At 66.9% G+C, this 22,517-nt stretch carries 17 protein-coding genes, 2 tRNA genes and 1 pseudogene; 7 read left to right on the top strand and 13 right to left on the bottom strand.

Annotated elements, in window-relative coordinates:
• Positions 1 to 152: 152 nt before the first annotated feature.
• A complete protein-coding gene (locus GAA2_RS00100; protein WP_191834625.1) occupies positions 153 to 5,636 on the top strand; it encodes a carboxyl transferase domain-containing protein in 5,484 nt (1,827 codons plus the stop codon).
• Positions 5,637 to 5,821: 185 nt separating this feature from the next.
• Here GAA2_RS00100 and GAA2_RS00095 read toward each other — a convergent pair.
• The 3 genes and pseudogenes from GAA2_RS00095 to rpmB all read right to left on the bottom strand — a co-directional run.
• A pseudogene (locus GAA2_RS00095) lies at positions 5,822 to 5,923 on the bottom strand (30S ribosomal protein S14); the annotation flags it as partial.
• Positions 5,919 to 6,083, bottom strand: coding sequence for a 50S ribosomal protein L33 (gene rpmG, locus GAA2_RS00090; RefSeq protein WP_024497920.1), 165 nt, complete (start codon positions 6,081 to 6,083; stop codon positions 5,919 to 5,921). The pseudogene GAA2_RS00095 and the gene rpmG, both read right to left, overlap by 5 nt.
• Positions 6,083 to 6,319, bottom strand: a complete 237-nt coding sequence (gene rpmB, locus GAA2_RS00085) for a 50S ribosomal protein L28 (RefSeq protein ID WP_191834624.1) — start codon at positions 6,317 to 6,319, stop codon at positions 6,083 to 6,085. Before rpmB ends, rpmG begins: the two co-directional genes overlap by 1 nt.
• A gap of 130 nt (positions 6,320 to 6,449) precedes the next feature.
• On the opposite strand from rpmB, the gene mrf reads away from it, so the two are divergent.
• From mrf to GAA2_RS00060, 5 genes are read left to right on the top strand one after another with little or no spacing between them, the layout of a single operon-like run.
• Positions 6,450 to 7,766, top strand: a complete 1,317-nt coding sequence (gene mrf / locus GAA2_RS00080) for a ribosome hibernation factor-recruiting GTPase MRF (protein ID WP_191834958.1) — start codon at positions 6,450 to 6,452, stop codon at positions 7,764 to 7,766.
• Positions 7,750 to 7,929: a 50S ribosomal protein L31 gene (locus tag GAA2_RS00075; RefSeq protein WP_081712389.1), complete on the top strand. Its 180-nt coding sequence runs from the start codon at positions 7,750 to 7,752 to the stop codon at positions 7,927 to 7,929. The genes mrf and GAA2_RS00075 overlap by 17 nt, the downstream gene beginning before the upstream one ends.
• Positions 7,930 to 7,960: 31 nt before the next feature.
• Entirely contained in the window at positions 7,961 to 8,209 is a 249-nt protein-coding gene (locus GAA2_RS00070) for a hypothetical protein (RefSeq protein WP_024497922.1), read from the top strand.
• A complete protein-coding gene (locus tag GAA2_RS00065; RefSeq protein WP_024497923.1) occupies positions 8,199 to 9,032 on the top strand; it encodes an SDR family NAD(P)-dependent oxidoreductase in 834 nt (277 codons plus the stop codon). Before GAA2_RS00070 ends, GAA2_RS00065 begins: the two co-directional genes overlap by 11 nt.
• A 36-nt stretch (positions 9,033 to 9,068) precedes the next feature.
• Positions 9,069 to 9,788 (top strand): type 1 glutamine amidotransferase domain-containing protein, encoded by a 720-nt coding sequence (locus GAA2_RS00060; RefSeq protein ID WP_024497924.1) that lies wholly within the window; start codon positions 9,069 to 9,071, stop codon positions 9,786 to 9,788.
• Positions 9,789 to 9,794: 6 nt separating this feature from the next.
• Here the strand turns inward: GAA2_RS00060 and GAA2_RS00055 are convergent, their stop codons facing one another.
• Positions 9,795 to 10,364 (bottom strand): TetR/AcrR family transcriptional regulator, encoded by a 570-nt coding sequence (locus GAA2_RS00055; RefSeq protein ID WP_024497925.1) that lies wholly within the window; start codon positions 10,362 to 10,364, stop codon positions 9,795 to 9,797.
• A gap of 75 nt (positions 10,365 to 10,439) precedes the next feature.
• Here GAA2_RS00055 and GAA2_RS00050 point away from each other — a divergent pair, with 75 nt between their 5' ends.
• Positions 10,440 to 11,006, top strand: a complete 567-nt coding sequence (locus GAA2_RS00050; RefSeq protein ID WP_024497926.1) for a dihydrofolate reductase family protein — start codon at positions 10,440 to 10,442, stop codon at positions 11,004 to 11,006.
• A gap of 74 nt (positions 11,007 to 11,080) precedes the next feature.
• On the opposite strand, the gene GAA2_RS00045 is transcribed toward GAA2_RS00050, so the two are convergent.
• The 9 genes from GAA2_RS00045 to dnaA all read right to left on the bottom strand — a co-directional run bounded on the left by GAA2_RS00045 (position 11,081) and on the right by dnaA (position 22,517).
• Positions 11,081 to 11,156, bottom strand: a tRNA-Ala gene (locus GAA2_RS00045).
• A gap of 61 nt (positions 11,157 to 11,217) precedes the next feature.
• Positions 11,218 to 11,291 (bottom strand) — tRNA-Ile (locus tag GAA2_RS00040).
• Positions 11,292 to 11,358: 67 nt separating this feature from the next.
• The gene (locus GAA2_RS00035; protein ID WP_024497927.1) at positions 11,359 to 12,264 is read right to left on the bottom strand and encodes a DUF3566 domain-containing protein; all 906 of its coding nucleotides are present in this window, start codon (positions 12,262 to 12,264) and stop codon (positions 11,359 to 11,361) included.
• 103 nt (positions 12,265 to 12,367) lie between these two features.
• Positions 12,368 to 14,857 carry a DNA gyrase subunit A gene (gene gyrA / locus GAA2_RS00030; protein WP_024497928.1) on the bottom strand — a complete coding sequence of 830 codons (2,490 nt, stop codon included), beginning with the start codon at positions 14,855 to 14,857 and terminating at the stop codon, positions 12,368 to 12,370.
• Positions 14,858 to 14,901: 44 nt separating this feature from the next.
• The gene (gene gyrB, locus GAA2_RS00025; protein ID WP_024497929.1) at positions 14,902 to 16,968 is read right to left on the bottom strand and encodes a DNA topoisomerase (ATP-hydrolyzing) subunit B; all 2,067 of its coding nucleotides are present in this window, start codon (positions 16,966 to 16,968) and stop codon (positions 14,902 to 14,904) included.
• 344 nt (positions 16,969 to 17,312) lie between these two features.
• The gene (locus tag GAA2_RS00020) at positions 17,313 to 17,900 is read right to left on the bottom strand and encodes a DUF721 family protein (protein ID WP_006437503.1); all 588 of its coding nucleotides are present in this window, start codon (positions 17,898 to 17,900) and stop codon (positions 17,313 to 17,315) included.
• Entirely contained in the window at positions 17,893 to 19,107 is a 1,215-nt protein-coding gene (gene recF, locus GAA2_RS00015) for a DNA replication/repair protein RecF (RefSeq protein WP_024497930.1), read from the bottom strand. The genes GAA2_RS00020 and recF overlap by 8 nt, the downstream gene beginning before the upstream one ends.
• A gap of 37 nt (positions 19,108 to 19,144) precedes the next feature.
• The gene (dnaN, locus tag GAA2_RS00010) at positions 19,145 to 20,314 is read right to left on the bottom strand and encodes a DNA polymerase III subunit beta (protein WP_006437505.1); all 1,170 of its coding nucleotides are present in this window, start codon (positions 20,312 to 20,314) and stop codon (positions 19,145 to 19,147) included.
• A 667-nt stretch (positions 20,315 to 20,981) separates the two neighbouring features.
• A complete protein-coding gene (gene dnaA, locus GAA2_RS00005; RefSeq protein WP_024497931.1) occupies positions 20,982 to 22,517 on the bottom strand; it encodes a chromosomal replication initiator protein DnaA in 1,536 nt (511 codons plus the stop codon).

The following is a 22,517-nucleotide window of genomic DNA, read 5'->3' as shown; positions in this document are numbered from 1 at the left end:
CGGTCACGGCGAGCCGCGGGGTCGCGCCGAGGAGATTCCGGCGCGCGTGAACGTACTCGCGCGTAATGGCTTCGGTCCGCAACTATCGATCTGTTGAACCACCTCGCGTGTGCCGAAAACACCCTCGGCACGACGAACCGAAGGAGTCGGTGATGTTCTCCCGAATCGCCATCGTCAACCGTGGCGAGGCCGCAATGCGCCTCATCCACGCCGTCCGTGGCCTGTCCGCCGAGACCGGGCAGCCGATCGAGGTCATCGCGCTGCACACCGATGTCGACGCCGCCGCCACCTTCGTGCGCGAAGCCGACATCGCCTACGACCTCGGTCCCGCCGCGTCGCGCCCGTACCTCAACATGAAGGTGCTCGAGCGCGCCCTGCTGGAGACCGGCGCCGACGCGGCGTGGGTCGGCTGGGGCTTCGTCGCCGAGGACCCGGTGTTCGCCGAACTCTGTGAGCGGATCGGCGTCACCTTCGTCGGTCCGTCGCCCGACGCGATGCGCAAGCTGGGCGACAAGATCGGCGCGAAGCTGATCGCCGAGGAAGTCGGTGTGCCGGTCGCACCGTGGAGCCGCGGTGCCGTCGACTCCATCGACGAGGCCCTGACCGCGGCCGCCGACATCGGCTACCCGCTGATGCTGAAGGCCACCGCCGGCGGCGGCGGGCGCGGCATCCGCGTCATCAACAACGACGACGAGTTGCGCGACGCCTACGAGCGCACCCGCGACGAGGCCGCCCGCGCCTTCGGCAGTGGCGTCGTCTTCCTGGAGCGTCTGGTCACCGGTGCGCGCCACGTCGAGGTCCAGGTCATCGCCGACGGTCAGGGCACCGCGTGGGCGCTCGGCGTCCGCGACTGCTCGGTCCAGCGTCGTAACCAGAAGGTCGTCGAGGAATCGGCATCGCCCGTCCTCTCCGAGGACCAGGTCGCCGAGCTCAAGGCCTCCGCCGAGCGGCTCGCCGTCGCCGTCGGCTACCGCGGCGCCGCCACCGTCGAGTTCCTGTACCACCCCGGCGAGAAGCTCTTCGCCTTCCTCGAGGTCAACACCCGACTCCAGGTCGAGCACCCGATCACCGAGATCACCAACGGCTTCGACCTCGTCCGTGCCCAGCTGCACGTCGCGTCCGGCGGCAAGCTCGACGGCGAACCGCCGCGCGAGCGCGGACACGCCATCGAGGCGCGCCTCAACGCCGAGGATCCCGACCGCGACTTCGCACCGGCCCCCGGTCGCATCAACCTCCTCGAACTGCCGGCCGGCCCGGGTATCCGCGTCGACACCGGCGTGAGCGAGGGCGACACCATCCCGGCCGACTTCGACTCGATGATCGCCAAGATCATCGCCTACGGACGTGACCGCGACGAGGCGCTCGGCCGCCTGCGCCGGGCGATGCGCGAGACCCGCGTGATCATCGCCGGTGGCGCCACCAACAAGTCCTTCGTGCTCGAGCTGCTCGACCAGCCCGAGGTGATCGACGGCAGCGCCGACACCGGCTGGATCGACCGCGTCCGCGCCGAGGGCCGCCTGGTCGCGAACCAGCATTCGGCGATCGCACTGATCGCCGCCGCGATCGACGCCTACGAGGAGCAGGAGCAGGTCGAACAGCAGCGTCTGATGTCGACCGCCTCGGGCGGCCGTCCGCAGGTCCAGCACGACAGCGGTCGTCCGCTCGACCTCAAGCTGCGCGGCGCCACCTACCGGGTCCGCGTCGCGCGGATCGGCGCGCATCGCTTCCGTGTGAGCATCGAGGCAGGTACCGACACCCGCACCGTCGACGTCGAGCTCGAGCGCTTCGACGACCATGCCGCCCAGCTCGTGGTCAACCGTGAACGGTTCCGGCTCGTCACCGACACCCACGGTCCCGTCCACCTCGTCGACGTCGACGGGATCACCCACCGCGTCAGCCGCGACGAGGGCGGCATCGTCCGCTCGCCGGCACCCGCGCTGGTCGTCGCCACTCCGCTGCAGGTCGGCGACGAGGTCGAGGCCGGCGCCCCGGTGCTGGTCCTGGAGGCCATGAAGATGGAGACCGTGTTGCGCGCTCCGGTCCGCTCACGTCTCAAGGAATGTGCGGTGTCCGTGGGCGCACAGGTGGAGACCGGAGCGACGCTGCTGCGGCTCGAACCGCTCGCCGACGAGGACGAAGAAACTCCGGAGGAAGTCGCGGGCGTCGACATCGAGCTGCCCGTCGAACCCGAGGTCGAGGCCGACGAGCGCACCACCCGTACGCAGGAGGACCTGCGCGCCCAGCTACTCGGCTACGACGTCGACCCGCACGACCGCACCCGTCTCCTCGACGAGTACCTCGCGGTGCGGCGCGCCGCGATGGCCAGCGGTCGCCGGCCGCTCGCCGACGAGCTCGAACTCATCACCGTGTTCGCCGACATCGCCGAGCTGAGCCAGAACCGGCCGTCCAGCGACGAGCTCGGCGTCGAGCACGTCCACAGTGCGCGCGAGAACTTCCACACGTACCTGCAGAGCCTCGACGTGGAGCGGGACGGCCTGCGCGCCGCCTTCCACGATCAGCTCAGCCGGGCGCTGCGGCACTACGGGGTCACCGAGCTCGACCGGACCCCGGAGCTCGAGGCCGCGGTCTTCCGCATCTTCCTGGCGCTGCAGAACCCGACCGGGTCCGTCACCGTCATCAGCACCCTGCTGCGTGAGTGGCTGCAGGAGCCGACGCCCCGCGACGAGCTGCGCGACGACGTGGGCCCCGCCCTCGACCGCCTGATCGCCGCGACCCAGATGCGCTACCCCGCGATCGCCGACCTCGCCCGTGGCGTCGTCTACGCGTGGTACGGCCAGCCGCTGCTGCTCCGCGATCGTGCCCGCGTCTACAGCAACGTGCGCAAGCAACTCCGCTACCTCGACGAGAACCCGAACGCCGCGGACCGCGACGAGCGCATCGACAACATGGTGCGCAGCACCGAGCCGCTGGTCCGTCTCCTCGGCCAGCGCATCGAGCGGGGTAGCACCGACAACCGGGTGATGCTCGAGGTCCTGACCCGCCGCTACTACGGCAACAAGGGGCTCTCGGACATCCGCAACCACGAGGCCGGCGGCACGACCTTCGTCGTCGCCGACCGCGAGGGCGGCAGCCTGATGTCCGCGGCCGTCGGTTTCGCGGCGCTGCCGTCGGTGCTGGAGGGTCTCGGCAAACTCGCCCGGGGCGCGGCTGCGGTCGACTCGGACATCTATCTCAGCTGGGAGCAGCAGCCGAACGACTTCGACGTGCTGGCCGAGACGCTGCACGAGATCGTCTCCAACGCCTCACTCCCCCCGCAGGTCCACCGCGTCACGATCACCGTGGCCGGCAGCGGCGATGCGCGGATGCACCACCACGTCACCTTCCGGCCGTCCGCGACCGGCATGGCGGAGGAACGACTCATCCGCGGTCTGCACCCGCACATCGCGCAGCGGATGCGGATGGAGCGCCTCCGCAAGTTCGACCTCACCCGGCTCTCCTCGGCCGACGACGAAGAGGTGTACCTCTTCCGTTGTGTTGCAAGGGAGAACCCGTCCGACGAACGGCTCATCGCGTTCGCTCAGGTGCGTGACCTCACGGCGGTCCGCGAACCCGGCGGACGTCTGCTGACGCTGCCCACCGCGGAGGCGACGCTCGCCTCGTGTGCGGACTCGATCCGCCGCGCCCAGCGCGGAGCGGCCCGTCCGTCGAGCACCAACCGCATCGTCCTCTACGTGTGGCCGCCCATCGACGACGACGCGTCGATCCTCGACATGATCGCCGGTCACATCCGCGGTGTCACACAGGGAATCGGCCTCGAAGAGGTCCAGGTGATCGCTCGTCGACGCAATCCCGAGACCAGGGATCTCACCAAGGTGTCGATTCACTTCTCGCTCACCGCGACCGGCGAATTCGACGTCAAGGTCGGGGAACCGTCCGAGACCCCGATCGAGCCCGTCGACGAGTACCGGCAGAAGGTCAAGCGCGCCGCGGCACGCAACACCGTCTATCCGTACGAGTTGGCCGAGATCCTCGGTGCATTCACCGAATACGACCTCGACGCCGAACATCGTCTCGTCCCGGTCGACCGACCCAAGGGCCGCAACACCGCGGCGATGGTCGCCGGTCTGGTCACCACCCCGACCGAGAAGTTCCCCGAGGGCGTCACCCGCGTGGTCCTGCTCGGCGATCCCACCAAATCGCTTGGTGCGCTGTCGGAACCGGAATGCAGCCGGGTCATCGCCGCACTCGATCTCGCCGAACAGATGCAGGTGCCGCTCGAGTGGTACGCGCTGTCCTCGGGCGCCCGGATCTCGATGGACTCCGGCACCGAGAACATGGACTGGGTCGCCCGCGCGCTGAAGCGTGTCGTCGAGTACACCCAGGCGGGTGGCGAGATCAACATCGTCGTGGCGGGCATCAATGTCGGTGCGCAGCCGTACTGGAACGCCGAGGCGACGATGCTCATGCACACCAAGGGCATCCTGGTCATGACCCCGGATTCGGCGATGGTCCTCACCGGCAAGCAGTCGCTGGACTTCTCCGGCGGTGTCTCGGCCGAGGACAACTTCGGCATCGGTGGTTACGACCGCGTGATGGGCCCGAACGGCCAGGCGCAGTACTGGGCACCGAATCTCGGTGCGGCACGCGATGTCCTGATGTCCCACTACGAGCACACCTACGTGCTTCCGGGCGAGCGCACCCCGCGTCGTGCGATCACGACCGATCCGTCGGACCGGGACGTCTCCGATTACCCGCACGTGCTCGCCGGCAGCGACTTCACCACGGTGGGTCAGGTCTTCTCGCGGGAACACAACCCGGATCGCAAGAAGCCCTTCGACATCCGCACCGTGATGCGCGCCGTCGCCGACCAGGATCACGTCGTCCTCGAACGCTGGGCCGGCATGGCCGACGCCGAGACGGCCGTCGTGTGTGACGTCCACCTGGGCGGCATCCCGGTGTGCATGCTGGGCATCGAGTCGCGTGAGGTCGCGCGTCGTGGCTACAAGCCGACCGACGGACCCGACACGTACACCGCGGGCACGCTGTTCCCGCAGTCGTCGAAGAAGGCGGCCCGCGCGATCAACGTGGCCAGCGGCAACCGTCCGCTCGTCGTTCTCGCGAACCTGTCGGGCTTCGACGGTTCGCCGGAGTCGATGCGCAAACTGCAGCTCGAGTACGGCGCCGAGATCGGCCGAGCGATCGTCAACTTCCGCGGCCCGATCGTGTTCTGCGTGATCTCGCGCTATCACGGCGGTGCGTTCGTGGTGTTCTCGAAGGCGTTGAACCCGAACATGACCGTGCTGGCCATCGACGGTTCGTTCGCGTCCGTGCTCGGCGGTGCGCCCGCGGCCGCGGTCGTGTTCGCCGGTGAGGTCGCCAAGCGCGTCGCCGCCGATCCTCGCGTCCGCGAGCTCGAGGCGAGCGTCGCCGAGTCGTCCGGTACCGATCGCTCGAGCCTGAACGCGGAACTCGCCGACATCCGGCAGTCCGTTCGTGCCGAGAAGATCAGCGAGATCGCCGCCGAGTTCGACAAGGTGCACAGCATCCAGCGGGCCGTCGAGGTCGGTTCGGTCGACGCGGTCATCGGTGCCGAGGAGCTGCGTCCGCGGATCATCGGGGCGATCGAGAACTCCCCGGCGTGGGGCAAGACGGACTCGCATGCCGTGAGTTCCTGACCCTCTGAGTCCTGAACTCTCAGCACAATCGCCACCTCCGGCGGACTCGCCATCAGTAGACGGCGAACCGCCCGGGGGTGGCGATTGTCGTATGTGGGCGTGTGATCAGTTGGTTCTTCTTGCGGGCGGGACGTTCGTCCTCCCGGCGTGTTCTGCGTGCCATGGATGTCTCCTGAGGTCGTGGTTCACCAGCTGGACTTGTGGATACCGGGCAACTCTCCGCGATGAGCGAGTTCGCGGAACCGCACACGGGAGAGACCGGCTCCGATGTATCCGCGCGTTCTACCGGTCCTCCTGGAAATCGACGTGGGCGCGGGCGATCGGGTCGTACTTGCGGAGCACCAAGCGGTCCGGGTCGTTGCGGCGGTTCTTCCGGGTCACGTAGGTGTATCCGGTACCGGCCGTGGACCGGAGCTTGACGATGGGCCGGATCTCGTTGCGCGCCATCAGATCTTCTCTCCTCGAGCGCGCATCGTGCGCAACACGGACTCGATGCCGTACCTGTCGATGGTCGAGATCCCCTTCGTACTCACCCGGAGGGTGATGTACCGGCCCTCGCTGGGGACGAAGTACCGCTTGCGCTGGATGTTCGGGTCCCAGCAACGCGACGTACGTCGATGGGAGTGCGAGACCTGTTTGCCGAAGCCCGGTTCACGGCCGGTGACCTGGCACCGTCGAGACATGACGTCCTCCTTATTGACAATGATTGGCATTAGTGTCGCGGCCACGGTACCGTCGACCTCACGTAAATGGAAATGATTCTCAATAGCCAGGAGTGTTGCCGTGTTCGAGCCCGACGCCGCCGACGGTCAGATGCGCCACCTGCCGGCCGACATCCGGACGCCAGTCGTCCTGGTGACCGGCCTCGACCGGCCCGTCCTCTCGCGGATCGGCGACGCGCTGGAGGCCGACGCCGGAACGGTGCAGGTCCATCACGATCTGCGACACGTCGGCGAGGGCCGGGTGGTGCGAACACTGAGCTGGCGGGAGGCCGATGGTCGGCGGCGCGACGGGGTCACCGTGATCGAACTCGCCCACGGCTGTGTGTCGTGCACGCTGCGGGAGGACCTGCTTCCCCTGCTTCGGCGTCTTCATCGGCGATCGTCGGTGCGGCGCATCGTGCTCACGCTCGACCCGATTCTGGAGCCCGAACGGGTGGCCTGGTCCATCGAGCACGTCATCGTCGACGGCATGTCCGGCATCCCGGCGGCACCGGCAGCACTGGACGTACGGGGCGATTCCACGATCACCGCTGTGGCAGAACAGGATTGGCTGGATTCCGCGACGGGCGACCGCATCCTCGGCGAGGTATTGCCCGTCCCGCCCGACGACGAGCGCACACTGGCACAGGTCGCGGTCGGTCAAGTCGCCTTCGCGGACGCCCTCGTCGTCGCCGGAACGGATCCCAGCACTCGGGACGCCTGGGAATCCGCTCGTCTCATGGCCGTCCTCAAGCGGCTGGCACCGCAGGCGCCGATGATGTTCGAGCTGCCGGAACGCCCGGTCAGTCCCCTGCTGATGGAGCAGCTGGTCACCGCGATCCCGCGATCCTCGCGCCGGGGGCGCATCGACGGACCACACGACCCGCTCCTCGCCGATCAGCCCTCCCTCGACCCTGATTGCGGTGTCACCTGGATGGAGTTCACCGCCGACCGGCCACTCCATCCCGGTCGCCTGCACGACGCGATCGATTCCCTTCTCGACGGCGTGGTCTGCGCCCGTGGGCGGCTGTGGCTCGCCACGCAATCCGGCGAGGCGTTGTGGCTGGAGTCGGCCGGCGGCGGTCTGCGCGTCGCACCCGGAGGACGCTGGCTGGCCGAGATGGACGACGACGAACTCACGCAGGTCACACCTGAGCGGCGCGCACTCGGCGCGCTGCGCTGGGACGACGACCACGGCGATCGCCATTCGTCGTTGGTCGTGCTCGTCCACCGCGGCGTCCCGGACGACATCGCCGATGCATTACGCAACGCCTGCGTGAACGACGTCGAATTCGCTGCCGGACAGGAGTTCTGGTCAACGTTCGACGATCCTTTCGGACGGTTCCACGCAGACCCCTGCGACGACGTCGACGACATCGTTGTCCCGATGGCCGACAGTCCCATGACCGGGGATCCATCCGACAACTGACCCGGCGACCACGACCACGTGGAGCGACGGAAATGTGTACCCGCTCATCGTCATCGACGTCACCAGCGACTCGCACCCCTTCTACACCGGGTGTCCACCATCCCCGACGTCGCGGGGGCGGGCCGAGAAGTTCCGGCGCCGGTATCCACATCTGGACCGGTGACGTATCGCCGATCCTCAGGCATGGTGGAGAGATGGCGGACAACGAGCAGCCCGACTGGACGACCACCGAAGCCGACCTGAAGGCCGACCCCGACATGCCCGAGCAGCCCGGCGAACGAGACGGCCCGGGGTCGGTGTTCCCCTCGGCCGACGACACCCCGATCGGTGAGACCAAGCGCATCGCGGAGGAGAAGGCCACCTACGACGCGGCGCCAGCCGATGCCGATTCGAGCAGGGATCATGCGGTCGGCGGATCGGAGGGGACTGCCGATGGCCAGTGAACGACGCACCATCGTGCTGACAGGTGCCAGCGACGGGATCGGTGCCGTCGCGGCCCGCGCGCTGGCCGGGCCCTCGACGAATCTGGTGATCGTCGGACGGTCCCCACGGAAACTCGCGCCGATCGCCGCCGAAACCGGTGCGACTCCGTTCACCGCCGACTTCGCCGATCTCTCCGAGGTGCGTGAGCTGGCCACTCAGATCGTCGGCACCGTCGACTCCATCGACGTCCTGATGAACAACGCCGGTGGGACGTTCTCGCCGTCGATGCGGACCGCAGACGGACACGAGCCGAACTTCCAGATCAATCACCTCGCGCCGTTCCTGCTGACCAATCTGCTGCGCGACCGACTGGCCGCCGGCGGTCCGTCGCTGGTCCTGAACACCTCGAGCGTCGGCAATCTCGCCGGGAGTGTGGATCTCGACGACCTGGACTTCGAGCGACGCAGGGCATTCGGCGGACGAACCTACGGCACCGCGAAGCTGATGAACATCCTGTTCACCCGCGGCATCGCGCAGCGCTGGACAGATGACAAGATCTATTCCGCCGCAGTGCATCCCGGTCCGGCGGCGACCAGTTTCGGTCGGGACTCGCGACTCGTCGGCCTGGCCTACCGATCCCCGCTTGCCAAGCTGGTGACCATCACACCGGAGCAGGGCGCCGCACCACTCATCGCACTCGCCGAGCGCGGCGCGGATCCGTCGGTCAACGGCGTCTATTTCAGCCGCCACAAGCCGAACGGACGCGAGAACCGTCAGGCACACGACCAGAGGCTCATCGACGGCCTGTGGGAGAAGTCGGCGGAACTGACCGGGCTCACCTGACCCGCTGACGGGTCATCCCAACCGAAGGAGAGCAAGATGACACACAACATTCTCTTCGTCATGACCGGCGCCGATGCGTGGACGCTGAACGACGGATCGAGTCACAAGACCGGATTCTGGGCCGAGGAGGCGGCGGCGCCCCTCGAGGTCTTCCGCAAGGCCGGCTACTCGGTGACCGTCGCAACGCCGGGCGGCGTGCGTCCACCGGTCGACGAGGGCAGCCTCAGTCCCGACGCGGTCGGCTCCGCGGAACGCGCCGACGAGATCCGGAATGTGGTCGAGACCGCGCCCGAACTCCAAAAACCCATCGCGCTGTCCGACGTGAAGATCGCCGATTACGACGCCGTATTCGTGCCCGGCGGCCACGGACCGATGGAGGATCTCGCAGTGGACGCCGATGCCGGCGCGCTCCTCATCGCCGCCGACCAGGCCAAGAAGACGATCGGCATCGTCTGTCACGGACCCGCGGTCCTGCTGGCCGCGAAGGGCGAGGACGGCGCGAACGTCTTCTCCGGCCGCACCGTCACATGCTTCGGCAATGCCGAGGAGCAGCAGGCCGGGTTGGCCGACAAGGCACCCTGGCTGCTCGAGGACCGGCTCACGCACGAGGGCTTCAAGGTCACCCTCGGACTGCCGTGGACCGTGCACACCCAGGCCGACGGCAACCTGCTCACCGGGCAGAACCCGGCGTCGTCGGAGAAGCTGGCGCACGAGGTCGTGCAGCGGGTGAAAAAGATGGCGGAGGAGTCGGCGTAGCGCCGGTCAGGCCGGTAACAGCCCCGTGACGAGCGCATCGACGATGTCGTCGATGCGCTCGTCGGGCAAGAGCGGTCCGGTGAGCTGATCGAGGATCAGCCCGTCCACCGCGTAGTGAAAGAGCGCGATCTCCCGCGCCGATCCGGGCAGGCCGGCCTGCTCGTTGAAGGCCACGTCACCGGCGAACCCGGTATGACGCCACGTGCCGATGATCTCGGCGACCTCGGGTCGTCGGATGCCCTCGAGCCGTAGTTCGATCAGCGCGATCGTCACGTCGCGATTGGCAAGAAGCCGTTCGACGATGTTGCGCAGATACTCGGCGAAGAGCTTCTGACTCGGCGGCCGGCCGGCGCGCTCGGCAATGAATTCGTCACTGGGCGCGAGACGCTCACCGATGCGCTCGACCAGCCCGTGGAGGAGCGCTGCCCGGTTCCGGAAGTAGTTCGTCGTCGTGCCCTGCGGAACGCCCGCCTCCCGATCCACTGCACGGTGCGTGAGTCCCCGTGCGCCCGCTGTCGCGAGCACCGTCAGTCCGGCGTCGGCGAGTGCGCGGCGTCGTTCGTCGTTTCGGGCCATGGCAAAAACGATAGCGCGAACCACTACAGCTGTTGTACATTCCTAACCACTACATCTGAAGTGATTGGAGTGAGCATGCGAGAACTCGTGTACTACGTGGCGGTGAGCCTCGACGGGTACATCGCGGGACCGGACGGACAGTTCGACGCCTTCCTCGTCGAGGGCGACCACATGACCGGCATCAACGAGCGCTTCCCCGACACGATCCCCACCGACTACGCATCAGCCCTCGGCATCGACCAGAGCGGCGGTGGCTTCGACACCGTCCTCATGGGAGCCAACACCTACGCCGTCGGACTGCCGGAAGCTCCGAGTCCGTACCGGCACCTCGACCAGTACGTGTTCACCCATCACCCGATGCAACCGGTCGACGGGGTGACATTCACGGACCGGGATCCCGTCGAGCTGGTGCGGGAACTCAAGCCCCGGGAGGGCAAGGACATCTGGTTGTGCGGCGGCGGATCCCTGGCGACGCAGTTGGCCGCCGAGATCGACCGACTGGTGCTCAAGCAGCAACCGCTGCTGTTCGGCAACGGCACCCCGTTGTTCGCGCCGGGGTCGTATGCGCCGGGTCGGTTCGAACGGGTCAGCAGCCGGGAGTTCGAGACCGGGGTGACGTTCACGGAGTACGTCCGCGCGTGACCCGCTCACATTCTCCGTGTGCGCGAAACCAAAACGCACCACCGGGGTCCGGTGGTGCGTTGCGGTTCTTTCAGTGGTGGAGCCTAGGAGATTCGAACTCCTGACATCTGCCTTGCAAAGGCAGCGCTCTACCAACTGAGCTAAGGCCCCGTGCCGACCGAGAACAGGTCGACGGGTGCGAATCGGAAGTCCGAAAACTTCGGTGTCGCAGTGGGCCTAGGAGGACTTGAACCTCCGACCTCTTCGTTATCAGCGAAGCGCTCTAACCGCCTGAGCTATAGGCCCTTGAACCGAGAAGTGAGGTTACCCGACGGATCCCCGACCAGCCAAAACGGCTGGTCAGGGGCTCGACTCAGTCGAGGTCCGCGAGGGTCACCTCGGCGCCGCCGACGAGGTCGGCACAGATGTTGTAGATGTAGCTGCCGACCGTCGCGATGGCTGTCAGCAGGATGGCGTTGATGGCCCCCAGCAGGGCCGCCACGCCGAAAACGGTGCCGGCTCCGATGACATCCCCGGCGGAGCTCGATTCGTCCGCCACGAGCGTTCCGAAGCTGTTGTTGACCTGATCCCAGATACCCATGCCGTCGAAGATCAGGTACAGCACGGCGATGGCGATCATCCAGATGAAGAACCCGACGAACGACAGCACCGCGGCGATCTTGAAGGTCGCCCACGGATCGATCCGGCGCAGTTGCACCGCCGCGCGCAGAGCCGTGCCGGCTCCGACCTGACGCGGAGCCGACCGCGGAGGAACCTTCGCCGGCGCAACGGCCGGCGGCGCCTCCGGCGGACGCTTCAGATCGGCCGTGTGGTGGATCTGATCGAGATCGGGCAGATCCTGTCCGGGCAGGTTCTCCCGGTCGATCGTGCTCGTCGGCGACTCGACGAAACCGGGCTCGTCGGTCGCGACGGCCGAACCCGGTCGCCGTGGACTGTCGAGCTTGGTGACGGGAGCCTGCTGGCCGCTCATGCTGGCGGCGGCGGTGCCGCTGTTGGTCACGATGCCGCGCGGCGGCGGGCCGCCACGGTGATCCTGCGGCGGGCCGCTTCGATTCTCCTGCGGCCGGCCGTCGCGATTGTCCTGTGCGTTCGGGCGCGAGTCGTCCTCACGCCCGAACGCCTCGGTCGGCGCGGAGCCCGACGAATCCTCGACCGGTCCACGCTGCCACGGCGGCACCAGCCCACCGGTCGGTGTGCCCGAACCGGGACCGGACGGGCGCCCGTTCTTTTCCTGGTTCGGCTCGTTCGGTGTGCTCACAGGCAATCCCTCACTCTGGCGTCACTGCCGATGGACATCGACGCGTCGGGTCACTTTCTACCGTCACCGACTGGTCGGCTGCACGTGTTCTCAACCCTAACGCCTACTCCGAGGCGTCCGTCTCCTCCGGCTCGTCGGCGTTGCGGGCGATCGCGATGACGGTGGTGCCCTCGTCGAGGTTCATCAGACGCACACCCTTGGTCTGGCGTCCCGCCTTGCGGACCTGCTTCGCCGCGGTGCGGATGACACCGCCGCCCGAGGTGATCGCGTACAGCTCCGAGTCGTCGTCGACGATGAGCGCGCCGATGAGTTCACCGCGCCGACGGTCGTGGGCGATGGTGAGCACACCCTTGCCGCCACGGCCCTGGACGGGGTAGTCGTCCATACCGGTGCGCTTGGCGTAACCACCCGACGTCGCGACGAGCAGGTAGGTGTCCTCGCGAACCACGTTGAGCGACAACAGGGTGTCGTCGGCGTTGAACCGCATGCCCTGGACACCCGACGTCTGCCGGCCCATCGGACGCAAGGCCTCGTCGTCGGCGTGGAAGCGGATCGACTGACCCTTCTGCGACACGAGCAGCAGATCGTCGTCGGCACTGCACAGCTGGGCGCCGACCAGTTCGTCCTCACCGCGCAGGTTGATCGCGGCGATGCCGCCGGAGCGGTTGGAGTCGAAGTCGACGAGCTTGGACTTCTTCACCAGACCGTTGCGGGTGGCGAGCACCAGGTACGGCGCGTCCTCGTAGGTCTTGAGCTGGATGACCTGCGCGATGCGTTCCTCCGGCTGGAAGGCCAGCAGGTTGGCGACGTGCTGGCCGCGTGCGGTGCGGTTGGCCTCGGGCAGCTCGTAGGCCTTCGCCCGATAGACCCGGCCCTTGGTGGTGAAGAACAGGATCCAGTCGTGTGTCGAGCACACGAAGAAGTGCTTGACGATGTCGTCCTGCTTGAGACCCGCGCCCTGGACGCCCTTGCCGCCGCGACGCTGGCTGCGGTAGAGGTCGGTCTTGGTGCGCTTGGCGTAGCCGGTCTCGGTGATCGTGACGACGACGTCCTCGCGCGCGATCAGATCCTCGTCGCTGACATCACCGTCGGCGGCGATGATCTTGGTGCGGCGCTCGTCGCCGTACTTCTCCACGACCTCCTTGAGCTCGTCACGCACGATGGCGCGCTGACGCTCCGGCTTGTCGAGGATGTCCTTGTAATCGGCGATCTCGAGCTCGATCTCGGCGAGTTCGTCGACGATCTTCTGACGTTCCAACGCCGACAGGCGACGCAGCTGCATCGCCAGGATGGCGTCGGCCTGGATCTCGTCGATGTCGAGCAGCTCGATGAGGCCGGTGCGCGCGGTGTCGGTGTTGGCCGACCGGCGGATCAAGGCGATCACTTCGTCAAGCGCGTCAAGGGCTTTCACCAGACCGCGCAGGATGTGTGCGCGTTCCTCGGCCTTGCGCAACCGGTACCGCGTGCGCCGTACTATGACGTCGATCTGGTGCGCCACGTAGTAGCGGATCATCTGGTCGAGACGAAGGGTGCGCGGCACCCCGTCGACGATGGACAGCATGTTGGCGCCGAAGCTGGTCTGCAGCTGGCTGTGCTTGTACAGGTTGTTCAGCACGACCTTGGCCACCGCGTCACGACGCAGCGTGACCACGATGCGCATGCCGACGCGGTCCGAGGACTGGTCCTCGATCCGGCTGATGCCCTTGAGCTTTCCTTCGTTGACCTGCTCGGCGATCGACTGGATGAGGTTGTCCGGGTTGACCTGGTAGGGCAACTCGGTGACCACCAGCGTGGTGGTGCCCTTGTTCTCCTCGATGTCGACGACGCTGCGCATGCGGATGCTGCCGCGACCGGTGGTGTAGGCGTCCTTGATCCCCTGGCTGCCGACAATCAGTCCGGCCGTGGGGAAATCGGGTCCCTTGATGCATTCCATGCAGGCGGCGAGGGTGGTCTCGTCGTCGGCGTCGTGGTTCTCCAGGGCCCAGAACACCGCGTCGGCAACCTCATTGAGGTTGTGCGGCGGCATGTTGGTGGCCATACCGACGGCGATACCGCCGGATCCATTGATCAGCAGGTTGGGGATCCGCGCGGGCAGGACCGTCGGCTCATTGGTCTTGCCGTCATAGTTCGGCGTGAAATCGACTGTCTCCTCGCCGATGTCACGCAGCATCTCCATGGCGAGCGGGGTCAGGCGGGCCTCGGTGTAACGCATGGCGGCCGCGCCGTCGTTGCCGCGGGAACCGAAGTTGCCCTGTCCGTCGATGAGCGGATAACGCATCGACCACGGCTGGGCGAGACGCACCAGGGCGTCATAGATCGCCGTGTCGCCGTGGGGATGGTAGTTACCCATCGTCTCCGCAACGGGTTTCGCCGACTTCACGTAGCTGCGGTCGGGTCGGAAACCGGCATCGAAGGATGCGTACAGAAGTCGGCGATGCACCGGCTTCAGGCCGTCGCGCACCTCGGGGAGCGCGCGGCCCACGATCACGCTCATCGCGTAATCGATGTAGCTCTTCTGCATCTCCTGGCCGAGATCGACAGGTTCGATGCGGTCGCCTTCACCGCCGGCGGGCGGCAGGGTGGTGTCAGTCATTGTGGTTTCTTTCTCCGATCACTGCGAACTCAATCGATCCGTGATCAGACATCAAGGAAACGAACGTCTTTCGCGTTACGGGCGATGAAGCTTCGACGTGCGGCGACGTCCTCACCCATGAGGATGGAGAACAGTTCGTCGGCGGCAGCGGCGTCGTCGAGCGTCACCTGGCGGAGGACGCGCACCGCCGGATCCATGGTGGTCTCCCACAGTTCCTTGGCATTCATCTCGCCGAGACCCTTGTAGCGCTGGATGCCGTCGTCGCTGTTGATCTTCTTTCCGGCCGCACGGCCCGCCTCGAGCAGGCCGTCGCGCTCGCGATCGGAGTAGGCGAACTCCGGAGCCGACTTCTGCCACTTGAGCTTGTACAGCGGCGGCTGCGCCAGGAACACGTGACCGTGCTCGATGAGCGGACGCATGAAACGGAACAGCAGCGTCAGCAGCAGCGTCGAGATGTGCTGGCCGTCCACGTCGGCGTCGGCCATCAGCACGATCTTGTGATAGCGCAGCTTGGAGATGTCGAATTCGTCGTGGATGCCGGTGCCGAAGGCGGTGATGATCGACTGGACCTCGGCGTTCTTGAGGACGCGATCGATACGGGCCTTCTCGACGTTGATGATCTTGCCGCGCAGCGGGAGGATCGCCTGGTACATCGAATCGCGACCGGACTTGGCGCTACCGCCGGCCGAGTCGCCCTCCACGATGTAGACCTCGCACTTGGTCGGGTCGTTGCTGCGGCAGTCGGCGAGCTTGCCGGGGAGGCCGCCGATGTCGGTTGCGGTCTTGCGGCGCACCATCTCTCGTGCACGACGCGCCGCCATGCGGGCCTGTGCGGAGTCGGCGGCCTTCTTGATGATGATCTTGGCCTCGGCGGGATTCGCCTCGAACCAGTGACCCAGGTGCTCGTTGCAGGTGCGCTGGACGAAGCCCTTGATCTCGGTGTTGCCGAGCTTGGTCTTCGTCTGGCCCTCGAACTGCGGATCGGCGACCTTCACCGAGATCACCGCGGCGAGACCCTCGCGGATGTCGTCGCCGGTGAGCTTGCCGTCCTTCTCCTTGATCAGCTTCTTCTCGAGCGCGTACTTGTTGACCGTGCTGGTCAGCGCCGCACGGAAGCCCTCTTCGTGGGTGCCGCCCTCATGGGTGTTGATCGTGTTGGCGAAGGTGTGCACCGACTCCGAGTAACCGGCGTTCCACTGCATCGCGATCTCGACCTCGTGCCCCTCGCCCTTGGCGTTGAACCCGATGACGGTGGTGTGGATCGACTGCTTGGTGCGGTTGAGGTGCTTGATGTAGTCGACGAGCCCGTCCGGGTAGTGGTACGTGCGCGTCTTCGGCTTCGCCGCGGCCGCGGCCTTCTCGGTCTCGGTCTTGACCGTCTCGGCGACCTCGGTGGTCGGGGCGGCCTCGTCGTCGCCGTTGGCATCGCCCGGCGCCTCGACGGCCTGGGGTCGCTGGTCGGTCAGCGTGATGGTCAGACCCTTGTTGAGGAAGGCCATCTCCTGCAGACGCCGCGCCACGGTCTCGGCGTTGAACCGGGTGGTCTCGGTGAAGATCTCCGGGTCCGGCCAGAACCGCACCGTCGTACCGGTCTTACGGGTGGCGTCGCCCTTCTCCAGGGGACCCGGCTTGGCGTAGGAGTAGGTCTGCTCCCAGTTGAAGCCGTCGTTCGCGATCTCGAGCTCGACCTTGGTCGACAGCGCGTTGACCACCGAGATGCCGACGCCGTGCAGACCACCGGACACCGCGTAGGCATCGGAGTCGAACTTGCCGCCGGCGTGCAGCTGGGTCATGACGACCTCGACGGTGGGAACGCCGGTCCGGTGCATGCCGGTCGGGATGCCACGACCGTCGTCGACGACCTGGACGCCGCCGTCCTCGAGGAGCGTGACGTCGACGCGGCTTGCGAAGCCGGCCATCGCCTCGTCGACCGAGTTGTCGACGACCTCCCAGATCAGATGGTGCAGGCCGCGTTCACCGGTGGAACCGATGTACATGCCGGGCCGTTTGCGGACGGCTTCCAAACCTTCGAGGATGTTGATCGAGTCGGCGCCGTACTCTGACGGCTTCTTCTTGCTCTTCTTGGGTCCGGTGTCGTTGGTGTCGGCCACGAGGTGCGTCCGCTCCTGTTCTGCTCATCGGCGGATCCCAGGTACCCGGTATCCGTCGTCGATCTACTCGACCAGGGGGCGGGCAGGGCGATGCGCACACAGGAATGCCCGGGACTTCCCGGGTTGCCTGAAGGCGACGGTCGATCTGCCGTTTGTGGTCCCCTGTCGGGACAACTCCTCACAGTGTACTGCCTGACTTGCCCAGGAACGTGCATCCGGGGCCGCTAACAGGCCCTCAGATCGATTATTTTGGACAGAGCCCGGTTCGATCGTGGCCTGGGGAGGAAAATCGGCTCACGGGGCGCATCGACTAGTAATGTGCGGTCGAGTCTGCTAGGCCCGGCTCACCCGTAGGTGTCACGGGGGCCCCTCCCCCGCACATGTCGCTCGCCTTTTCGCCACGACGGCCCCTTGGGCCCGCTGATGCGCAGGGACTTCACCACGCCGTCGCCGACCGCCGCCGCGATCTTCGCCAGGATCTGCGACTGCACGTACCGCAGCTGCGTCGCCCACGCGGTGGACTCGGCCTGCACGTGAAGTACGTTGTCCCGCAATTCAATCGGCTTCGCATGTGCGGCGATGTCGGCGCCCACGATCGTATCCCACATCCCGAACAGGGTGCCCTCGCCGATCTTCTCCTGCCAGCCGCGGTCCTTGGCCAGGCCGCCGACGAGACGACCGAACGGCTGGGGATCCCGCGCGTCCGGCCCCGACCCCGACCATCGCTTACGGCTCTGCGCACCCCTGGGTGTCCGGCGGACCGGAGACGCTCGACCGCGTCCCACCGACTTCCCGGCCGCGCGCGCCGCGGCGCGCGCCTCCTCGAGGGCCTTGCGGGCACGTTCGTATCCGCCGAGTTCGCCCGGCTCGATCGGCCGGTTCGACGGCTCCCCCGCCGCGTCGGGACGCGACCCGTGTGTTTCGTCACTCATCGGAGACCCCACTCACCGGTTCCTCGACCCGCTCGGTCACCGCATCCGTGTCGTCCCCGACGATCGTGGAGCGACGACCGTCCTCGTCGTCGAGGACGTCGACGAAGATGCGGCGACCACCGATCTCGGTCGGGATGTCATCGGCGACGGCGGCGGTGATCAGCAACTGCTCCGCGCCGGCGGTGAACTCCACGAGCTTCTCCCGACGCTTCACGTCGAGTTCGGCGAAGACGTCGTCGAGCATGATGACCGGCTCGATGCCCTCGGCGCGCGTCAACTCGACGGATCCGAGCCGCAACGCCAGCGCCAACGACCACGATTCACCGTGGGAGGCAAAGCCTTTCGCCACATCAGCGCCGAGGACGATGTCGATGTCGTCGCGGTGTGGTCCAACCAGGCACATACCTCGCTCGATCTCTTTGTCGCGCAGTTCGCCCAGTCGCGCGGCGAGGACCTCACTGATCGACTCGGCCGTGGCGGTGTCGAACTCGACCCCGCCGGCAGGCCGGTAGCGCAGCGTCGCCGGCCGTGAATGCGGCGCGATCGAGGCGTAGGACCGGGTGAAATGAGGTTCCAGTTCGGCCAGGACCTGCAACCGTGCGGCGGTCACCTGACCGCCGAGATCCGCGAGCTGGCCGTCCCAGACATCGAGGGTGCTGATGACCGAGTCGGCCTGGTCCCCGCCTCGACGCAGGGCCGCGGCCGCCGTCTTGAGCAGTGCCGACCGCTGTCGCAGCACCCGGTCGTAGTCGGCACGCGCGGCCACCCAGCGGGGACCGCGCTGCGCCACGAGTTCGTCGATGAAGCGTCGACGATCGCTCGGATCCCCACGGACCAGCGACAGATCTTCCGGGGCGAACAGCACGGTGCGCAGGATCCCGAGCAGATCGCGGGAGCGACGGGCCGGACTGCGGTTGATCGACGCCTTGTTGGCGCCTTCGGCGTTGATGCGCAGCTCCACCGTCAGTTCCCGGCCGTCGTTCTCGACGGTGGCGGTGACCAGAGCCGACGCGGATCCGGAGTGCACCAGCGGGGCGTCGGAACTCACCCGATGGGACCGCAGGGTCGCCAGGTAGAACAACGCCTCGAGCAGGTTGGTCTTGCCGAAGCCGTTCCGGCCGGTGAAGACCGTCGGGCCGGGCCGCAGATCGAGGTCCACAGCCCGCCACGAGCGGAAATCCCTCAGGTGCAGCTCACGAACGAACACTGTCGGTTGCGGTGATCGGCTGGGTGCGTGGTGCGGGTCAGCCCGGCAGGCGGACCGGCATCAGCAGGTAGCTGAACGCGCTCTCGGGGGCCACGAAGGCGCCGGATTCGTCGGCGACCGGATCCTCGCCGCTGGCCGGGCGCAGAACCGCCGGACGGCTCGGGGTGGTGAAACCGAAGTCGACGCTGTCGGCGTTGATCGCCGACAGCCCGTCCTGCAGGTAACCCGGGTTGAACGCAATGGTCAGCGGCTCGCCGCGGAACGACACCGGCAACTCTTCCTCGGCCTTGCCCGCTTCGTCGCCACCGGCGGTGAGCAGCACGGATCCCTCGGTGAACTCCATCCGGACCTGGGCGCCCCGCTCGGCGACCAACGCGACACGGCGGATCGCCTCGATCAGCGGAGCGCTGTCGATGGTCGCCACCGCGGTGTGGCTGGCGGGCAGCAGCTGACGGAACTTCGGGAACTCTGCGTCGAGCAGACGCGTGGTGGTCTTCTTGGTCTCGCCCAGAATGCCCAGGATGCCGTCGGATCCGATGGCGGCACCGGCGCCGAAAGCCAGCGAGACCACGCCGGTACCCTCCGCGCCGGCGGTCTTGGCACTCTCCGAAAGCGTCTTGGCCGGGACGAGAACCGCGCCCTTGGTATCGGGGTCCGAAGGCTCCCACTGCAATTCGCGCACCGCGAGGCGGAAACGGTCGGTGGCCGCGAGGACCACTGAGTTGCCCTCGATCTCCACTCGCACGCCGGTCAGCATCGGCAGGGTGTCGTCCTTGCCGGCCGCGACGGCCACCTGGGAGATCGCCTCGGCGAACAGCTGCGACGGGATGGTGCCGGTGATCGACGGGACGTCGGGCAGCTGCGGGTAGTCCTCGACCGGCATCGTCGGCAGGGAGAACTTGGCGCTACCGCAGGTGATCGCGACGCGGGAACCGTCGAGGGTCACGTCGACGGGCTTGTTGGGCAGCGCCTTGGTGATGTCGGCCAGCAGACGACCGGACACCAGCACCTGGCCGGGCTCGGCGACCTCGGCGCCCAGGTTCTCCTGGGCCGAGACCTCGTAGTCGAATCCGGAGACGGTCAGACCGGTCTCGCCGACGTTGAGCACCACGCAACCCAGGACCGGTACCGGCGGACGAGAGGGCAGGCTTCGAGCGACCCAGGCGACGGAATCAGCGAACTCGTCACGTGCGACACGGAACTTCATGCTGGGAGGTTGCCCTTCTCTCTCGTGCGGATCGTCGGCATGCCGAAGCCGAAACGGCGGCATGGTCGATCACGTCCCACTTCCGGGAATCCCACTGTAGAACGCCACCGCCGATGCCGGGATGGTTGGGGCCAAGTCAGTCCGTCCGCGACGGCGGGGGCGCTCGGCCCGCGGATGGGTGTTGTGCACAGCCCTTCTTACAAAAGATTTCTCTTTAGAGAGGGATCCATCTCAGTAATAGGAACTGTGGAATCTGTGGACAACCGTGCCATCGGGCCAGTCGGACGGGGTACGCGGGTGTGTATGACCGGTGGACTGTCGTTGAGCCGAATCCCAAGAGTTTGTGGAGAAAACTTGTTGTTCGCGCGGCGTCCACCGACAGTGCACAAGTCTGCCCCTGTTATCCCAAGCCGGTGCACAGCCTTCGGACGCCGAAATCTGTCGTTCGTGATGGCCTGTCGAGTGCGGGAGGACACAGAAACTACGACGCGCGAGTCTCGACCCGGGGAGCAGAGTTGGGGTTCCGAGCGGCCGGGGGTGACCTCGATACGCAGCCGGCGACAGATCCCTCGCGGGCAGTCCTCGGCATGTGCCGACAGACGACACGCGCCTCCCGGGCCCGAGGGCACGAGAGGCGCGTGGAAAGCGGAGAAGAGAAGGAGCCCGCTCAGCCCACCGCACGCTGCTTGATACGCGCGGTGAGCTCCTGGACGTGGTCGTAGACCTTGCGCCGCTCGGCCATCTCCTTGCGGATCTTGCGCTCGGCGTACATGACGGTCGTGTGGTCCCGGTCGAAGGTCTCACCGATCTTGGGCAACGACAGGTCGGTCAGCTCGCGGCACAGGTACATCGAGATCTGACGTGCCTGGGCGATGGACCGGGTCTTGCCGGGGCCGCGCAGTTCCTCGAGCGAGACGTCGAAGTACTCGGCGGTGATCGCCAGGATGCTGGCGGCACTGACCTCGAGGGTGCCCGAGTTCGGCAGCAGTGCCTGGAGAACGACGTCCGCGAGGGACTTGTCGAGAGCGGCGTCGTTGAGCGAGGCGAAGGCCGTCACGCGGATCAGCGCACCCTCGAGTTCGCGGATGTTGCGTTCGATCTTCGACGCGATGAGCTCGAGAACGTCGTCGGGCACGGCGATGTTGTCCATCTGCGCCTTCTTGCGCAGGATGGCGATACGGGTCTCCAGATCCGGCGGCTGAACGTCGGTGATCAGCCCCCACTCGAACCGGGTCCGTAGCCGATCTTCAAGTGTTGCAAGCTGTTTCGGCGGACGGTCGGACGAGATGACAATCTGCTTGCTGGCGTTGTGGAGCGTGTTGAAGGTGTGGAAGAACTCTTCCTGGATACCTTCTTTTCCGACCAGGAACTGGATGTCGTCGACGAGCAGCACGTCGACGTCGCGATAGCGACGCTTGAACGCCACCCGTCGGTCGTCGCGCAGCGAGTTGATGAAGTCGTTGGTGAATTCCTCGGTCGAGACGTACTTGACGCGCATCCCGGGGAACAGACGCTGGGCGTAGTGCCCGGCCGCGTGGAGCAGGTGGGTCTTGCCCAGCCCCGACTCTCCCCAGATGAACAGCGGGTTGTACGCCCGGGCCGGGGCCTCGGACACCGCGACCGCCGACGCATGCGCGAAGCGGTTCGACGCACCGATGACGAAAGTGTCAAAGGTGTACTTGGGGTTCAGGTTTGCGCCGGAGGGAGACGGCGTGGTCGTCGGCCGCTCGGCGAAGTACGAGGCCCAGTCGCCCGACGGCCTCCCGGTGTCGGCGCCCGGTGTCTGTCCGGTACCGGGAGTGGCCGGGAATCCGGCACCGATGGCCGCACCCGGCACCGCGGAGTAGTCGGACGCGACCGCCGCGCCGTTGACCGCGCGGGGTTCGGGAGCGGCCGGATCCGGTACGGGTTCGTCGTTGCGCGGGGTCGCGATGCGGACACCGAGATCGACCGGCTCATTGAGGTGACGACTCAGGACCGAACGGATGGTCTCCCGCAGATTCCGCTCGATCTGCTCCTGGACCAGAGCGGTCGGCACGGTGAGAAGAGCGAAACCCTCAGTGAGTGTGAGGGGACGAACCAGTGACAGCCACGCCTTCTGCTGGCGTGTCAGTGGTTCATGGTCACGTGCGGCTTCGTCGTCGTTGAGTTCGGCGACGACCTGCTGCCACACCTCACCGAATGTGTCGCGGTCTGAAGTCAC

The organism is Gordonia ajococcus (genome assembly GCF_012974285.1).
GTDB classification, from domain to species: domain Bacteria; phylum Actinomycetota; class Actinomycetes; order Mycobacteriales; family Mycobacteriaceae; genus Gordonia; species Gordonia amicalis.
The sequence above is the reverse complement of the archived record's forward strand: the minus strand, read 5'-3'. Positions and strand labels throughout refer to the sequence as shown.

What these genes read in the sequence shown, in the direction of transcription:
- GAA2_RS00100 (WP_191834625.1), top strand. Translation starts at nt 153, where the DNA reads ATGTTCTCCCGAATCGCCATCGTCAACCGTGGCGAGGCCGCAATGCGC.
- rpmG (WP_024497920.1), bottom strand. Translation starts at nt 6,083, where the DNA reads ATGGCGCGCAACGAGATCCGGCCCATCGTCAAGCTCCGGTCCACGGCC.
- rpmB (WP_191834624.1), bottom strand. Translation starts at nt 6,319, where the DNA reads ATGTCTCGACGGTGCCAGGTCACCGGCCGTGAACCGGGCTTCGGCAAA.
- mrf (WP_191834958.1), top strand. Translation starts at nt 6,450, where the DNA reads ATGCGCCACCTGCCGGCCGACATCCGGACGCCAGTCGTCCTGGTGACC.
- GAA2_RS00070 (WP_024497922.1), top strand. Translation starts at nt 7,961, where the DNA reads ATGGCGGACAACGAGCAGCCCGACTGGACGACCACCGAAGCCGACCTG.
- GAA2_RS00065 (WP_024497923.1), top strand. Translation starts at nt 8,199, where the DNA reads ATGGCCAGTGAACGACGCACCATCGTGCTGACAGGTGCCAGCGACGGG.
- GAA2_RS00060 (WP_024497924.1), top strand. Translation starts at nt 9,069, where the DNA reads ATGACACACAACATTCTCTTCGTCATGACCGGCGCCGATGCGTGGACG.
- GAA2_RS00055 (WP_024497925.1), bottom strand. Translation starts at nt 10,364, where the DNA reads ATGGCCCGAAACGACGAACGACGCCGCGCACTCGCCGACGCCGGACTG.
- GAA2_RS00050 (WP_024497926.1), top strand. Translation starts at nt 10,440, where the DNA reads ATGCGAGAACTCGTGTACTACGTGGCGGTGAGCCTCGACGGGTACATC.
- gyrA (WP_024497928.1), bottom strand. Translation starts at nt 14,857, where the DNA reads ATGACTGACACCACCCTGCCGCCCGCCGGCGGTGAAGGCGACCGCATC.
- GAA2_RS00020 (WP_006437503.1), bottom strand. Translation starts at nt 17,900, where the DNA reads ATGAGTGACGAAACACACGGGTCGCGTCCCGACGCGGCGGGGGAGCCG.
- dnaN (WP_006437505.1), bottom strand. Translation starts at nt 20,314, where the DNA reads ATGAAGTTCCGTGTCGCACGTGACGAGTTCGCTGATTCCGTCGCCTGG.